Origin of the sequence: Streptomyces noursei ATCC 11455, from assembly GCF_001704275.1 — a bacterium.
Taxonomy (GTDB): Bacteria; Actinomycetota; Actinomycetes; order Streptomycetales; family Streptomycetaceae; genus Streptomyces; species Streptomyces noursei.
In genome coordinates this window covers 7,894,345-7,908,869 of the sequence record NZ_CP011533.1, presented here as the reverse complement: position 1 = coordinate 7,908,869, position 14,525 = coordinate 7,894,345, and the positions used below count along the sequence as shown (strand labels likewise).

At 75.6% G+C, this 14,525-nt stretch carries 14 protein-coding genes and 1 pseudogene; 4 read left to right on the top strand and 11 right to left on the bottom strand.

The annotated features are described in order from the left end of the window. Positions 1-4: 4 nt before the first annotated feature. From SNOUR_RS33765 to SNOUR_RS33755, 3 genes are all read right to left on the bottom strand, one after another. Positions 5-2,035, bottom strand: coding sequence for an ATP-binding protein (locus tag SNOUR_RS33765; protein WP_067354688.1), 2,031 nt, complete (start codon positions 2,033-2,035; stop codon positions 5-7). Positions 2,036-2,091: 56 nt separating this feature from the next. Further along, the gene (locus SNOUR_RS33760; RefSeq protein WP_067354683.1) at positions 2,092-3,948 is read right to left on the bottom strand and encodes an alkyl/aryl-sulfatase; all 1,857 of its coding nucleotides are present in this window, start codon (positions 3,946-3,948) and stop codon (positions 2,092-2,094) included. Between the two features lie 107 nt (positions 3,949-4,055). Beyond that, a complete protein-coding gene (locus SNOUR_RS33755) occupies positions 4,056-5,135 on the bottom strand; it encodes a methyltransferase (protein WP_067354681.1) in 1,080 nt (359 codons plus the stop codon). Between the two features lie 71 nt (positions 5,136-5,206). On the opposite strand from SNOUR_RS33755, the gene SNOUR_RS46505 reads away from it, so the two are divergent. Next, on the top strand, positions 5,207-5,623 hold the full coding sequence (locus SNOUR_RS46505) for a hypothetical protein (protein ID WP_079143032.1): 417 nt from the start codon (positions 5,207-5,209) through the stop codon (positions 5,621-5,623). A 123-nt stretch (positions 5,624-5,746) separates the two neighbouring features. Here the strand turns inward: SNOUR_RS46505 and SNOUR_RS33750 are convergent, their stop codons facing one another. Together SNOUR_RS33750 and ribA are read right to left on the bottom strand one after the other, a co-directional pair. After that, complete coding sequence (locus tag SNOUR_RS33750) at positions 5,747-6,187, bottom strand: SPW repeat protein (protein WP_067354678.1); 441 nt, start codon at positions 6,185-6,187, stop codon at positions 5,747-5,749. 142 nt (positions 6,188-6,329) lie between these two features. Continuing rightward, on the bottom strand, positions 6,330-6,983 hold the full coding sequence (gene ribA / locus SNOUR_RS33745) for a GTP cyclohydrolase II (RefSeq protein ID WP_067354676.1): 654 nt from the start codon (positions 6,981-6,983) through the stop codon (positions 6,330-6,332). 111 nt (positions 6,984-7,094) lie between these two features. Between ribA and SNOUR_RS33740 the strand changes: the two genes are divergently transcribed. Next, complete coding sequence (locus tag SNOUR_RS33740; RefSeq protein WP_067354673.1) at positions 7,095-7,847, top strand: creatininase family protein; 753 nt, start codon at positions 7,095-7,097, stop codon at positions 7,845-7,847. Continuing rightward, positions 7,831-8,502: pseudogene (locus SNOUR_RS43560) on the top strand (RibD family protein); the annotation flags it as partial. The gene SNOUR_RS33740 and the pseudogene SNOUR_RS43560, both read left to right, overlap by 17 nt. A 102-nt stretch (positions 8,503-8,604) precedes the next feature. Here SNOUR_RS43560 and SNOUR_RS33730 read toward each other — a convergent pair. From SNOUR_RS33730 to SNOUR_RS33710, 5 genes are all read right to left on the bottom strand, one after another. Continuing rightward, positions 8,605-9,651: a lysylphosphatidylglycerol synthase transmembrane domain-containing protein gene (locus SNOUR_RS33730; protein WP_067354667.1), complete on the bottom strand. Its 1,047-nt coding sequence runs from the start codon at positions 9,649-9,651 to the stop codon at positions 8,605-8,607. After that, positions 9,651-10,538: a class I SAM-dependent methyltransferase gene (locus tag SNOUR_RS33725; RefSeq protein ID WP_067354665.1), complete on the bottom strand. Its 888-nt coding sequence runs from the start codon at positions 10,536-10,538 to the stop codon at positions 9,651-9,653. The genes SNOUR_RS33730 and SNOUR_RS33725 overlap by 1 nt, the downstream gene beginning before the upstream one ends. Further along, positions 10,535-11,647, bottom strand: coding sequence for a glycosyltransferase family 4 protein (locus SNOUR_RS33720; protein WP_067354662.1), 1,113 nt, complete (start codon positions 11,645-11,647; stop codon positions 10,535-10,537). The genes SNOUR_RS33725 and SNOUR_RS33720 overlap by 4 nt, the downstream gene beginning before the upstream one ends. Positions 11,648-11,666: 19 nt before the next feature. Then, complete coding sequence (locus SNOUR_RS33715; RefSeq protein WP_067354659.1) at positions 11,667-12,065, bottom strand: 6-pyruvoyl trahydropterin synthase family protein; 399 nt, start codon at positions 12,063-12,065, stop codon at positions 11,667-11,669. An 87-nt stretch (positions 12,066-12,152) separates the two neighbouring features. After that, positions 12,153-13,157 (bottom strand): zinc-dependent alcohol dehydrogenase, encoded by a 1,005-nt coding sequence (locus tag SNOUR_RS33710; protein ID WP_067354657.1) that lies wholly within the window; start codon positions 13,155-13,157, stop codon positions 12,153-12,155. A gap of 122 nt (positions 13,158-13,279) precedes the next feature. On the opposite strand from SNOUR_RS33710, the gene SNOUR_RS33705 reads away from it, so the two are divergent. Next, positions 13,280-14,065 carry a CDP-alcohol phosphatidyltransferase family protein gene (locus tag SNOUR_RS33705; protein WP_067354654.1) on the top strand — a complete coding sequence of 262 codons (786 nt, stop codon included), beginning with the start codon at positions 13,280-13,282 and terminating at the stop codon, positions 14,063-14,065. Between the two features lie 11 nt (positions 14,066-14,076). Here the strand turns inward: SNOUR_RS33705 and SNOUR_RS33700 are convergent, their stop codons facing one another. Continuing rightward, positions 14,077-14,478, bottom strand: coding sequence for a hypothetical protein (locus tag SNOUR_RS33700; protein WP_067354652.1), 402 nt, complete (start codon positions 14,476-14,478; stop codon positions 14,077-14,079). Between the last annotated feature and the right edge of the window lie 47 nt (positions 14,479-14,525).

Here is a 14,525-nt window from a genome sequence, read left to right as displayed (position 1 = left end):
GCGGTCACAGGTCCCTGGCGAGGATCCGGGCGAGCAGCGTCTCCGGGTTCTGTTCGGCGGCCCGGTCGAAGATCGCGGCGTACGTCTCGTCGCCGATCGCGGCGCGGGCCCGCTGCTCGCACTGCTCGCGCACCGCGCGGAGTTCGGGGGTGCCGCGCTGCGGGTGGCCGACGGTGCGCCAGAGGGCCTGGCCGCCGCCGTGGAACTGGGCCGCGAGCGCGCCCTTGCCCTGGGCGGCGACCGCGGCGGCCAGCAGGTCCAGGCCGAGCGCGATCCCGAACTTGTCGCCGATCAGGCGCTTGGCGGCGAGCATGGCACGGGCGTGATCGGCGGACTCCTCGGGCCGCCCCTGTAAGAGGGAGACCAGGGCGAGCTGGTAGTCGGTGTAGGACCGGGACCAGTACTCGCCGCTCTGGACGCAGCCCTGCCGCAGCACGGTGGCCTCGTGCCGGGCCTCGTCGAGCCGGCCCAGGGCGGTGAGCGCGAAGAGCCGTACGAGGTGGCAGCGGAGCCGGGCGGCGGAGCCGAAGGGGTCGTGCGGGGGCGGGCCGAGCACCTGGTCGGCGACGGTGTGGGCGGTCAGCGGGCGACCGGCCATCAGGTGGGTGAGGCCGATGAGGTAGCCGGCGGCCAGCATCGCGTCCTGGTCGCCGGCCTCCCTGGCGGCGCGGGCGCACTGCCGGCCCAGGCTCTCGGCGGTGTGCAGCTCGCCCTGGAGGAGGACCGCGACGCCGAGCGCCCACAGGGCCCGGGTGTGGGCCGGGCCGGGGGCGTCCTCGGCGGCGAGGGCGCGCTCCAGGTAGTCACGGGCCTCGTGCAGATGGCCGCAGCAGGTCCAGAAGAAGCCGACGGCCGCACAGAGTTCCTGGGCACGGCCCGGGGCGCGCTCCAGCAGGTGGTCCAGCGCGGTGCACAGATCGACGTACGCCTCGGCGATCCGTCCGTACCAGGTGACCTGGTCGGGGCCGAGCCAGCCGTCTTCGGCGCGGCGGCCGAGGCCGACGAAGTGCTCGGCGTGCCGGTCGGCGACGGCGGTCGTCTCGTCCAGCTCGGCCAGCCACATCCGGCCGTACTCGCGGAGGGTGTCGAGCATCCGGAAGCGGTTGCCCTCGCGGCTGAGCACGGACTTGGCGGTCAGGCCGGCCAGCGCGGTGCGCACCGCGTCGGCGGTGAGCGGGCCGTCGGCGCAGACCGCGGCGGCGGAGTCGGCGTCGAAGGTGCCGCGGAAGACCGAGAGCCGGGCCCACAGCAGCCGCTCCAGCGGTGCGCACAGTTCGTGGCTCCAGCCGATGGCGGTGCGCAGGGTGCGGTGGCGCGGGGTCCAGGACACGCCGCTGCCGTCCAGGGCGTCGAGGCGGGAGCCGAGCCGCTCGGCGACCTGGGCGAGCGGGCGGTGCGCCAGCTGGGCACCGGCCAGTTCCAGCGCCAGCGGGATGCCTTCCAGGCGTCGGCAGATGAGGTCCGCGGCCCGGGCGCTGGCCGGGTCGGTGAGCCGGAGGTCGGGGGCCGCGGCGGCGGCCCGCTCGGTGAACAGCGCCAGCGCGTCGTTCTCGCCGGTGCAGGGCAGCGGACCGACCTCGGTGATCCGCTCCGCGGGGACGCCCAGCGGCTCGCGGCTGGTGACCAGGACGGTCACGCCGGGGGCGGCCGTCAGCAGGTCGCCGACCAGGTCCCGGCAGGCCGCGACGAGGTGCTCGCAGGAGTCCAGTACCAGCAGCAGGTCCTTGTCGGCGAGCCATTCGCAGAGCGCGGCCACCGGCGTCCGTGCCGAGTGGTCGGCGAGCCCGACGGCGTCGCAGACGGTGGCGACCAGCAGTTGGTCGCCGTCCAAAGGCCAGAGAGGAGCCCAGTGGACGCCGTCGGGGAACCGCGCGGCGGCGGCCCTGGCCGCCCGCATCGCGATCCGGGTCTTGCCCACCCCGCCGGGGCCGGTCAGGGTGATCAGCCGGTGCCGAGTCAACTCGCTGCTCAGTCGCCTCAGTTCGGTGCGCCGGCCGACGAAGCTCGTCGATTCCTCGGGAATGTTGCTCGCCACCGGCCCAGTTTGCCCCACTCCGCGGACCGTGCGCGTCCGTCGGGGAACGGGCCGGTTCAGGGAGTGACGATGGGGAAGTTGGGGTCCGGGGCGCTGAGCAGGTCGAGCAGTTCATGGAGGGCCGCACCGGGCTCACCCTCGTGAGTGACGGCGGTCGGGACCCGGCCGCCGAGCAGCGCGCGGAGCTGGGGTTTGGTCAGGGTGAGGGTCAGGTCCGGCCGGCTGTCGGCGGTGGGGGTGCCGGGGGTGCTGAGGTGGGTGAGCGCGCCGTTGGAGAGGGTCAGATGCCAGGTGCGGTCCTCGTCGGCGAGGTAGAGGTCGAGGGTGAGGCGCTTGTGCCAGGCGCGGGGGCCGTCGACGCGGATGGCGAGCGAGTCCAGGAGTTGGTCGACGCTGCGGGCGCGGACGAGGTCGGGGGCGGGGGCGTCCGGCCCGGTGGTGTCGGGGCGGGCGGCGGCCCGGGTGCCGCGCAGCTCCATGGCGCCGGTGAGGTAGTAGTTGCGCCAGGTGCCGTTCTCGCAGCCGTGGCCCAGCCGTTCGTAGACGGTGGCGAGTTCGCGGCGGGCGCGCAGGTTGTCCGGGGCGGCGAAGACGGCGTGGTTGAGCAGGGTGGCGGCGAACCGCAGGTCGCCGCCGGCGGCGTAGCGCTTGCCGGCGTCCACGGTGGCCTCCACGCCGCCCAGGGTCTCCACGTAGCGCCGGGCCTGCTCGGTCGGCGGGTGCTCCCACAGGTGGGCCGGGTTGCCGTCGAACCAGCCGAGGTAGCGCTGGTAGATCGCCTTGACGTTGTGGCTGAGCGAGCCGTAGTAGCCGTGGTGCGCCCAGAGGCGGGCCAGGCCCGGGGGCAGCCGCAGCTCCTCGGCGATCTCCGGGCCGGTGCGGCCCTCGTTGAGCAGCCGCAGGGTCTGGTCGTGGAGGTAGGCGTAGAGGTCGCGCTGGCCCGCGAGCAGGCGGCGGATACGGGCGTTGCCCCAGGTGGGCCAGTGGTGGGAGGCGAAGGCGACCTCGGTGTCGGCGCCGAAGAGGGCCAGCGCCTCGTTGAGGTAGTGGGCCCAGCGCCGGGTGTCGCGGACCACGGCGCCGCGCAGGGTCAGGACGCTGTGCATGGTGTGGACGGCGTTCTCGGCGGTGCACAGCGCCCGGTGGGTGGGGGCGGCGAAGTTCATCGCGGCGGGGGCGTCGGCGCCCGGGGTGAGCTGGAAGACCAGGCGGACGCCGTCGACGATCTCCTCCTGGCCGGTGCGGGTGAGGTCCACGGTCGGCGGGACGAAGCTGCGGGTGCCGGCGGAGGGGAGGGTGCCCAGGCCGCAGCCGATCTGGCCGTCCGGTCCTGTGGGGAGCTGCGTGCCGTACATGTAGACCGCGCGGCGGGCCATCGCCGGGCCGGTGTAGAGCTGCTCACCGACCGCGCTGTCCCGGAATCCGGCGGGCGCCAGGACCGGCACGGGATGGTGTCCGGACGGCAGCACCCCGCGGGCGCCGCCGAAGTGGTCGGCGTGCGCGTGGGTGTAGATCAGGCCGGTGACCGGCCGGTCGCCGCGGTGTTTGCGGTAGAGCTCCAGCGCCGCGGCGGCGGTCTCGATGGAGAGCAGCGGGTCGACGACGAGGACGCCGTGGTCGCCCTCGATGAGCGTCATGTTGGACAGGTCCAGCCCGCGGGCCTGATAGATGCCGTCGGTCACCTCGTACAGGCCCTGCCGGCTGACCAACCGGCCCTGGCGCCACAGGCCCTCGTCGGCGGTGTCGGGGCAGTTCCCGGCCAGGAAGGCGTGGCGGTCGGCGTCCCAGACGAGCCGGCCGTCCGCCGCGGTGATCCGGGGTGGGTCGAGCGAGGCGATGAAGCCGCGGTCGGCGTCGGCGAAGTCCTCGTGGTCGTCGACGGGCCCGGCGTCATCCACCGGCACAGTGGTCACGGCGCGCCACCTCTCCGGGACGGCGGGCCATCACGGCGCATGGCCCACACGTTCGATTTAACCGAAGATGCCCGGTTGCCGCACGTGTGGGCCGCGCGCCGACAGGATCACACCGGCTCGGCCTCGATGACCGAGAAGCGGTTGGGGCGCGGGAGGGCGGTGACGGAGCGGACGGCGAAGCCCGCGGCGCCGCACAGCCGCTCGAAGTCCTCCCGGGTGCGCTCCCGGCCACCCACGTTGACCAGCATGTTCAGGTCGCTGAGGTAGCTGATCACGTCGGCCGAGGGGTCGGCGACGTCCGGCAGGACCGGTTCGACGATCAACAGCCGGCCGTGGTCGGGGACGACCCGGCGGACGTGGCCGAGGATCTGCCCGCACTGCTCGTCGTTCCAGTCGTGGATCACGCTCTTGAGCAGGTAGAGGTCGGCGCCCTCGGGGGCGGTGGCGAAGAAGTCGCCGGGCACCAGGGAGCAGCGGTCGGTCAGCCCGTCGGCGGCGAGCCGGGGGCCGGCCTGGGCGAGGCCCTCGGCGCGGTCGAAGACGATGCCGCGCAGTGCGGGGTGGGCCCGCAGCACACCGGCGAGCAGGGTGCCGTCGCCGCCGCCGAGGTCGGCCACGGTGCCGAAGCGCTCGAAGGGGAAGGCCGTCGGCAGCAGCTCGGCGGTGTGCCGGGTGGCCTGGCTCATCGCGGCGTTGAACTCGGCCGAGAGGTCGGGGTGTTCGGCCAGGTAGCCGAAGAAGTCCGTGCCGTGGACGGCGTCGAAGGCGGGCGTGCCGGTGCGGACGCTGTCGTCCAGGCATTCCCAGGCGCGGAGCATGGTCGGGTCGGTGAACATCCGGGCGACGGAGCGCAGCGAGCCGGGGATGTCGCCGCGCAGCTGTGCGCCGACCGCGGTGACGGCGAAGTGGCCCGGGGTGGGTTCGGTGAGCAGCCCCAGTCCGGTCAGCGCCCTCAGTAACCGTGTGAAGCTCAGGGGTTGGGCCGCGCACTCCGCGGCCAGGTCGTCGGCGGCGCGCGCCCCGTCGCCGATCCGGTCCACCACGCCGAGGCGGACGGCGGCGCCCACCGTGTGGCTCGCCATGGCGCCGTAGGCGAGCGTGACGAGGACGTTGCGGTCCTGGTCGGCGGGCAGGTGCTGCTGGGGCTCCTGGTGCGTGGGGTTCTTCTGCGGCTGGGTGTCCGGCATGCGCGTTCCCTCTCCGGTGATGTCCGGTCAACGGCGTTACGCACGGCGCCCGGCAGGGCACAACAACGCCTGTGTGCCGTTGTGCACCACACCACGGGCCGCCGCACTTAGGTAACCCTAAGTCGGCCCGATCTTCGAGGCAACGCTCATCAGCCACCCTGCCCGTTCGGCGCGACCGGCAGTACCACCCGGGAGAGGAGGGACGCTCCCTGTCCCCCGACGACGACACCCAACTCCGCGACCTCGCGGAACAGTTCCCGACCGACACCGCCCCCTGCCCGCCCGTCGGCATACCGGCGGTCCCCGCGGCACCGTTCCGGCGCTGGGCGGTCTGGCTGATACTGGCCACCGCCATCGCGGTCCTGGTCACCGGGGTGGCCCTGGCGCACGGACTGGTCCTGGCCGGCGGGCTGGTGCTCGCCGGGGTGGCGGGACAGCTCTGCACGCCGAGCCGGTCCGCGCCCCCGGGCCACGACCACCACCGGTAGCCGCTCCGGAACCGCCGGCCCGCCGGGGCCGGGCCGGACGTGCCCGGCCCGCTTGCCGTCGCTGTGGGACTTTCGAAGGGCAAGCGGGCCGGTGGTTCTCACACGCCCCCGCAGGAGCGCGCCTCACGTGACACGGCGGCTCCTCGATGCCACGGCGACACACAGTGCACCCAGCACCAACGTCAGGGCACCGATGACGATGTTGTTCCAGATGACCCCCGCATCGGGACCGCGGCCGACGATCCAGGGCGCCACGATCAGCCAGGCACCGATCGCGCACATCGCGCCGCTCAGGCCGTACATCCGTTCCGGAGTGACGGTGAACCCGACTGCCAGCAGGGCGATCGCGATGCCGACGATGAGGTTGTGGGTCATCAGCGCCGGCTGGGAGGCCGTGTAGTGCACGATCCACGGGGATACCGCGCAGTACAGGCCGACCAGGAAGACCGGCCCGTCGACGAGCACCACATCACGCCCGCCGAGCGTCCGCTCGAACCGCTCCCTCATCTCGGAAACGTCGGGGTGACCAGCGAGATCTCCTCTGGGGTGTGAGACGTCGGCCATACGACTCGCCTCCTTCGCTCCACGTCGGGGCCGCATCGCGTGGCATCAGCCGCGCACCTTTATTTTGCTCTTATGTCGCCTTTATGTGTAGATGCCGGACCATGAGAATTTGGCGAGATCCGGACAATCCGGGCTCGACCGCTCAGGACGGGCCACGGACCCCGTCCAGATGCGGGAGGTCATGGTCCAGCCGCTCCCGTTTGGCGCGGAGGTACCGGAGGTTCTCCGCGCCGGGCGGCACCAGCAGCGGGACCCGTTCGGCGACCGGCACGCCGTACCGCTCCAGCGCCTCACCCTTGCGCGGATTGTTCGACAGCAGGCGCACCGAGCGGACGCCGAGGTCCTGGAGCATCCCCGCCGCGGAGCGGTAGTCGCGGGCGTCGACCGGCAGGCCCAGCGCGACGTTCGCGTCCACGGTGTCCAGACCGTCGTCCTGCTGGAGTTTCATCGCCCGCAGCTTCGCCAGCAGCCCGATGCCGCGCCCCTCGTGTCCCTGGAGGTAGACCAGGACGCCGCGCCCCTCCTCGGCTATCGCCCGTAACGACGACGCCAGTTGCTCACCGCACTCGCAGTGCGTGGAGCCGAAGGCATCGCCGGTCAGACACTCCGAATGCAGCCGGGTGAGCACCCGCTCCCCCGCCGCCTCCCCCCGGACCAGGGCCACCTGCTCGGTTCCGGTGCAACGGTCGAGAAAGCCGACGGCCCGGAACTCTCCGTACCTGGTGGGGAGTCGGACCTCCACCACCCGTCGCACGCCCGGGTCGCCGACGTCGAAAGCGCCATCGGAGTCCGTCATGGCATGATCGTACCCGCGTTCGGACCTCCGCGGCGGGCGTCGTCACGGCCGGCCGCGGATCCGCCAACCGGGTTCGTCCCACGACGGATTGCCGCCGATCGGAGCCTGCCGATGCCCACGACCGCGCCGGGCCACCGGAGTTCGCCCGCCGACCTGCCGCTCCACACCACCGAGGACGTCCGCGCCGGACGCCCCCGGCTGGCCCTGCTGCCCATCGGCAGCTTCGAACAGCACGGCGCCCACCTGCCGTTGACCACCGACACCCTGATCGCCTGCGCCGTCGCCGCGGAGATCGCCGCCCGCCACGAGGTGCTGCTGCTGCCGCCGCTGACCGTCTCCTGCTCCCACGAACACGCCGACTGGCCGGGCACCGTCAGCGTCTCCGCGGGCACCCTGCACGCGGTGGTCACCGACATCGCCGCGTCCCTGCACCGGTCCGGCGTCCGCGCCCTGGTGCTGGTCAACGGCCACGGCGGGAACTACGTGCTGCGCAACGTCGTCCAGGAGTCCGCGGCGCACGACGGGATCCGGATGGCGCTCTTCCCCGGCCCGGCGGACTGGGCCGCGGCGCGCGACCGGGCCGGCCTGGAAACCTCCGCCCACGACGACATGCACGCCGGCGAGACCGAGACCTCGATCCTGCTGCACACCCGCCCCGAAGCGGTCCGGGACGGCTACGCCACCGCCGACCACCGCGCCGACGAACGCCCGCACCTGCTCACCCTCGGCATGGCCGCCTACACCGCCTCCGGGGTGATCGGGCGGCCGTCCCTGGCCTCCGCCGAGAAGGGCCGGGAACTGCTGGCCGGGCTGGCCGAGGCGTTCGACGCGTACCCGGAGGTGTGCGGTGTCAGCGGCGACTGACCCGCTCGGCGCGGCGGCGACCTGGGAGTCGCTGCTCGGGATCCGCGGCGCGGCGCAGGCGGTGGCCGCCGGGCTGCGGTCGGACGGCGACACCGGCGGCCCGGACGGCCCGGGCACGGCCGGGCACCCGCCGCGGGCCCTCTCCCCCGCCGCGGCGGAGCTGGCCGAACGGTACCTGCCGCTGTGCCTGGCCGGCCCCCGGGTGGTGTTCGCGCAGCTCGGGCAGAGCCTGGACGGCTTCATCGCGACCCGTACCGGCGACGCCGACTACGTCACCGGGGAGGAGGACCGCCGGCATCTGCACCGGCTGCGGGCCCTGGCCGACGCGGTGCTGGTCGGTGCCGGGACCGCGGTGGCCGACGACCCCCGGCTGACCGTCCGCGCCTGCGCCGGGCCCGACCCGGTGCGGGTGGTGCTCGACCCGCGGGGCCGGGTGCCACGGACCCGGCGGGTGTTCACCGACGGTGCGGCGCCGACGCTGTGGGTGGTCGGCCCGGGGGTGGTCCCGGAACGCGTCGGGGACGGCGTCGAGGTGCTGGCGCTGCCGGACCGGGACGCGTTCGCGCCGGGGCGGCTGCGGGCCGCGCTGGCCGCCCGCGGCCTGGGCCGGGTGCTGGTCGAGGGCGGCGGGGTCACCGTCTCGCGGTTCCTGCGGGCGGGGGCGCTGGACCGGCTGTACCTCACCGTCGCACCGGTCCTGCTCGGCGACGGCGTCCCCGGGCTGCGCTTCCCCGGTACTCCGGTGATGCGCCGGGCGCTACGGCCGCCGGTGCGCCGGACCGTGCTGGGCGAGGACACGCTCTTCGAGCTGGAGCTGCGGGCTCCGGGCGGCGGACCGGACGTGGCGGACACGCCCCAGGGCCTGTCCGACCCTGACCCATCGGACACGCCCTAGCAGCACCCCGGCGCCGGGCAGGCTCGCGGCCAGGACGAGCGCCCCGTAGACGACGGCGGTGGCCAGGCCCTGCCCGGCCCCCAGCCCGGCGACGCCGAAGGCCCAGGCCGCGACGCCCTCGCGGGGCCCCCAGCCGCCGACGTTCAGCGGCAGCGCCATGGCCGACAGCGCCAGCAGCACCAGCGGCACCAGGTCGGCGACCGGCGCCCGCACCCCGGCGACCCGCGCGGCCAGCAGGAACGTCGCCACATAGCCGGCGAGGACCACCAGCGACAGCGCGGCGACGCCCGACCAGAGCGCACCGGCCCGCCGGACCCCTGCCAGTGCGGCCCGCAGCCGGCCGCCGGGCCAGCCGCCCGCACCCGTCCGGCGACCGCGCGCCCGGCCCAGCAGCACGACCGCGAGGACGGCCGCCGCGACCGCCGCGCCCACCGCTGCGGCCGCGGGCGTGCCGAGCGCCCGGCCGAGCGCGGTGCGCACCGGCGAGGGCCGGGCGGCCAGCGCCGCCGTCCCGGCCGCGAGCAGGACCAGCTGCCCCGCGACCCGCTCCAGGACCACGGCGCGCACGCCCCGGCCGACGTCCCCGGTGGCACGGCCGTGGCGCACCGCCCGGTTGACGTCGCCCAACACCCCGCCGGGCAGCGCCGCGTTGAGGAACAGCGCACGGTAGTAGTCCGCCACCGCCCGCCCCAGCGGGAGCCGCAGGCCCAGGCCGCGGGCCACCAGGCACCACCGCCAGGCGCTGCACACGGTCGTCAGCACCCCGATGCCCAGGCCGGCCAGGAGCGTGCCGGCGTCGATCCGGCGCAGGCCGTCCAGGAAGGCGCCGGAGCCCAGGTGCCACAGCAGCACCAGCAGGATGCCCAGCCCGCCGAGCATCCGCAGCCACGACCAGAGTTGACGCTTCATCAGGCGAATCCGGTGTCCCGTCCGCGGACCGGGCCCGGCAGCGCCAGCAGGTCGGCGTGGTGCACCGTGACGGCCAACTCCCCGGCCGCGCACGCCTCCAGCCGCCGCCCCAGGTATCCGTCGGCCGTGGTGGCCAGCTCCGGCCGCTGCTCCCGGGCCGCGGCCACCCAGCCCCGCAGCCACTGCTCGGTCAGCGCACGCTCGGGCCCGCGCAGCCGCCAGGGGCTGGGGCGGGTCACCACCCGCGCCCCGCGCCGGGTGAACGCCTCGGTGGCCGCGACGACCGCGTCCGGCCCCAGCAGCCGGCGTCCGCCCGCGGTCCGCCGCTGGTGCGCGTTGAACGCGGCGGAGAACTCCGCGTCGAGCGGGTCGGCCGGGGACAGTTCGACCCGGCCGGTGACGGAGAGCGCCAGCAGGGCCGGGCAGCCGGCGCCGGTACAGGCCGCGACGAGGGTCTCCAGCTCGTCGCGGGTGAGCACGTCGAGCAGCGCGGAGGCGGTCACCAGCGACGTACCGGCGAGGGCGGCCGCGGTCAGTCCGGCCAGCCCGCCACAGTCGGCCTCGGTCGTAACGGGCCGTCCATCGGCGGCGGTTGACGGCATTGCGCCCCCTGCCCGGGCGAGCAGCGCCGGGTCGTGGTCCTGGAGGACCCAGTGCTGGGGGCCGGGCAGCCGGACCGCGAGCCAGCGGCCCATCGAGCCCGTACCGCAGCCCAGGTCGCGGATCGCCAGGCCGCCGGTGCCGCCGAAGCGCTCCGGGGCGGGGGCCGCGGCGAGCCGCTCCCGCAACGGGTGCAGCAGCTCCGAGGATCGGGCCGCGGCGTCCGCCGGCTCCCGCAGCTCCAGCCACCAGGGAGCGAACCGCGGCCGGCCGACCGCGTCGTTCACGGGCTCAACGGCCCGTTCCGCAGCCGTTCCAGCGCTCCGGCCAGACTGTGCGACGTCGTCTCCCACCCCTCCAGGATGGCACGGCGGGCGCGCGCCGCGACCGCCAGTCGCCGCCGCAGGTCCGGTGCGCCGAACCAGGCCCGCAGCGCCCCCGCGAGCGCGGCCGGTTCGTCGGACGGGACCAGCAGCCCGGGAACGCTGCCGTCCGGGGCCCGCCCGACGGCCTCCGGTACCCCGTCCACGGCCGTCGCCAGCACCGGGATCCCGCGCGCCAGCGCCTCGGTGAGCACCATCCCGTACGTCTCGGCGTACGAGGCGAGCAACACCAGGTCGGCGGCGGCGTAGCAGGCGGCGAGGGCGGCGCCGGTCCGCGGGCCGGCGAGGCGGACGCGGTCGGCCAGGCCCGACGCGGCGATGTCCCTGCGCAGTTGCCGCACACCGTCCGGGTCGGACCCGGTGCCGCCGACGAAGGTGCAGGTCCAGGGGGCGTCGGCGACGGTCGCCAGGGCGTCCACCAGGCGGCGGTGGCCCTTGCGCGGGGTCACCGACGCCACGCACAACAGCCCGCCGGCGCCGTCCGTCCCGGGGGCGAGCGGCGCCGGATCGGCGCCCGGCCGGGCGACCGTCACCGGCGGCAGCCCCGGCCCGTGGTGGGCGCGGATCCGGCGGGCGGCCCAGTCGCTGGTGGCGATCACCGCGGCGACGGTGTGCAGGGCGCGCCGTTCGCGGGCGTCCAACTCCGCCGCGGCCCGCGGGGCGAGGCCGGTCTCGTCGGCGAGCGGCAGGTGGAGCAGGACGGCCAGCCGCAGCCGGGCGGCCTCGGGGCGCAGCACGTCGGGCACCCCGCACGCCACCAGGCCGTCCAGCAGCACCACCGCGCCGTCCGGCAACCCGGCCAGCAGGCGGACCAGTCCGGCCGTGGCGGCGGCGTCCGGGCGCGGCCAGCCGCCGGGCACCGGATGGCGGTGGACCCGCCAGCCCAGGGCCGGCAGGTCGCGGCAGACCCGCAGGTCGTAGACGTTGCCGCCGCTGGGTGCGGTGGGGTCGGCGACGTCGCCGGGCAGCACCGCGTGCACCACGCGTCCGCCCGCTGGAGCGGGCCCGGTCACCGGGTGCGCCCGCGTCGGGTCACAGCGCGCGCTCGTAACTGGCCCAGGCGATATGGGACTCGTGCAGGGTGACGGTGATCCCGGCCAGCTCGCGGGCGCCCGCGCCGAGGTTGCCGGCGTGCACCCGGTCGGCGAGCCGGTCGGCGATGACCTTGGCCAGCGCCTCGGTGGAGGTGTTGGTGCCGGCGAAGGCCGGTTCGTCGTCGAGGTTGCGGTAGTTGAGCTCGGCGACCACCGCGCCGAGTTCCTGGGTGGCCAGGCCGATGTCGACCACGATGTTGTCGGCGTCCAGTTCGGGGCGGCGGAAGGTGGCGTCCACGATGAAGGTCGCGCCGTGCAGACGCTGCGCGGGCCCGAAGACCGCGCCGCGGAAGCTGTGCGCGACCATCAGGTGGTCGCGGACGGTGATGCTGAACACGGGTGTTCCTCCAGGGTGTCGTGACCGAAGGTGTCGATTCCGGGGCGTCGGTACCGGGGCGGGGCGGGCGGGGCGTCCCGGTGGGCGTCACGCCGCGCCGGGCGCGGGGGCGCCGGCCGCCGGATAGCGGATGCGGTGGCAGAGCGCCGGCAGCGCGCCCGAGGCCAGCCGGGGCAGCACCGACGGCAGTTCCGCGAAGCGGGACTCCCCGGTGATCAGCGCGTCGAAGGCGGGGTCGGCGAGGAGTTCCAGCGCGAGCCGGAGCCGTTCGGCGAAGCCGTGCCGGCCGCGGCGGGCCGGGGCGAGGGCACCCACCTGACTGCTGCGCAGGGTCAACCGGCGGGAGTGGAAGGACTCCCCCAGCGGCAGGCCGACCCGGCGGTCGCCGTACCAGCTCAGCTCGATCACGGTGCCTTCCGGGGCGAGGAGTTCGAGGGCCCGGGCCAGGCCCTCCTCGGTGGCGCTGGCGTGGACGACGAGGTCGCAGTCGCCGCGGGCGTCGGCGGGCAGCGCGAACGGGACGCCCAGCGCCTCGGCGGTGGCGGCGCGCGCCGGATCGGCGTCGACCAACTGCACCCGGGCGGCCGGGTAGCGGACCAGCAGGGCGGCGACCGCGGAGCCGACCATGCCGCCGCCGACCACCGCGATCCTGTCCCCGAGCAGCGGCGCGGCGTCCCACACGGCGTTCACCGCGGTCTCGACGGTGCCGGCGAGCACGGCGCGCGCCGCGGGGACGTCGTCCGGGACGGGCGTCACCGCGTCCGCCGGGACGACGTAGTGGGTCTGGTGCGGGTAGAGGCAGAAGACCGTGCGCCCGCGGAGCGGGGCCGGCCCCTCCTCGACCACGCCCACGTTCAGATAGCCGTACTTGACCGGGGCCGGGAACGCGCCGTCCTGGAACGGGGCGCGCATCGCCGCGTACTGGCTCGGCGGGACGCCGCCGCGGAAGACCAGGCTCTCGGTGCCTCGGCTCACCCCGGAGTAGAGCGTGCGCACCAGGACCTCGTCGGCACCGGGCCGCGGCAGCTCGACCGCCCGGATCTCGCCGCGACCTGGAGCGCTGAGCCAGAAGCCCTGGGCGACGCGCGGCAACGAATCCTCCTGGACGGTACGGCGATGCGTCGTGGATGCTGGGCGACGCACACCGGGGATCATGGCGACGGCGTCACCCTACGCGGCGTCCCCCGGCTCCGCCACAGGGTCTGGGAGGCGCGATGGCCGGACAAGCACGGTTCGGGACAAGGCCGTTCGTCCCGGAGCCGGCGGCCGGGACGGTCGCGCAACTGGTCCTGCTGGAGGTGCTGTGCCGGGCGGTGGGGCTGGGCCCGGCGGGGTGGCTGACGGGCTGTGTCTTCGCGGCGGCCACCTGGGCCGCGCTCGCCCGGGCGCTCCGCGGGTCCTGGCCGCGCTCCTTCGGGCCGGCCAACCGCGTCACGCTGGCCCGGACCACGCTCGTCGGCGGGGTGACGGCGCTGGTGGTCGACTCCTTCGACCGGCCGGGGCCGGTGGCGGTGCTGGTCGGGCTGGCCGCGGTGGCGCTGGTCCTGGACGCGGTGGACGGCCAGGTGGCGCGGCGCACCGGGACGGTGACGGCGCTCGGGGCACGGTTCGACATGGAGGTCGACGCGTTCTTGATCCTGGTGCTGTCCGTCCACGTGGTCGTCCCGCTGGGGCCGTGGGTGCTGGTCATCGGCGCGCTGCGCTATCTGTTCGTCGCGGCGTCCTGGGTGCTGCCGTGGCTGCGCGCGCCGCTGCCGCACAGCATGGCGCGCAAGGCGGTGGCCGCGCTCCAGGGCATCGTGCTCGTGGTGGCGGCCGCCGGGATCGTGCCGCGGGCGGTCGAACGGGGCGCGGTGGCGGGGGCGTTGGCGCTGCTGGTGTGGTCCTTCGGGCGGGACGTGGGGTGGCTGTGGCGCGTGCGGCGGGAGGCGGTCGGCGGGGGTGCCGGGGATCTTGTGGCACGGGCGACCGGCGGGGAGTCGGTGTCGGGGGCGGGGTGAGGTCGCGGGCGTCAGGTCCCCGCGTGGCGCCCGAGGTAGACGACCAGCGCCAGGAACACCAGCACCAGCTGGGCCACGGCGATGTGGAGGAGCACGCGTATCCACAGGCTGCGCCGGGCCGCCTCGTGGGCCGCGGCGCGCTGGGTCACCAGGACGGCGGCGGGCAGCCGCGCCAGTCGGGTGCCGGGGCGGACCGCGGTGGCCCGGGCCCGGCGGACGCCGCAGCGGGGCGACGTCAGATGCCGGGCGGCGATCTTCGGGCAGGCACGCCCGTGGCCGCCAGCGGGGCGCAGCGGACCCCGCCCGAAGTAGCGGCGGCCACGGCAGGCCCGGGCGGCGGCGGTGGGTATGCAGGTGCGGGAGCGGACCGCGCGCCACGGCGGCGGCCCCTTGCGTCGCGATGCGCCGGACATCGGCCGTCACCCGGCTCCGGTGGTGCCGGACGCCGCGGATCGCCGGC

Coding starts and splice junctions, on each gene's coding strand:
- SNOUR_RS33755 (WP_067354681.1), bottom strand. CDS start 5,135: ATGCCGGACACCCAGCCGCAGAAGAACCCCACGCACCAGGAGCCCCAG.
- SNOUR_RS33750 (WP_067354678.1), bottom strand. CDS start 6,187: ATGGCCGACGTCTCACACCCCAGAGGAGATCTCGCTGGTCACCCCGAC.
- ribA (WP_067354676.1), bottom strand. CDS start 6,983: ATGACGGACTCCGATGGCGCTTTCGACGTCGGCGACCCGGGCGTGCGA.
- SNOUR_RS33740 (WP_067354673.1), top strand. CDS start 7,095: ATGCCCACGACCGCGCCGGGCCACCGGAGTTCGCCCGCCGACCTGCCG.
- SNOUR_RS33730 (WP_067354667.1), bottom strand. CDS start 9,651: ATGAAGCGTCAACTCTGGTCGTGGCTGCGGATGCTCGGCGGGCTGGGC.
- SNOUR_RS33705 (WP_067354654.1), top strand. CDS start 13,280: ATGGCCGGACAAGCACGGTTCGGGACAAGGCCGTTCGTCCCGGAGCCG.
- SNOUR_RS33700 (WP_067354652.1), bottom strand. CDS start 14,478: ATGTCCGGCGCATCGCGACGCAAGGGGCCGCCGCCGTGGCGCGCGGTC.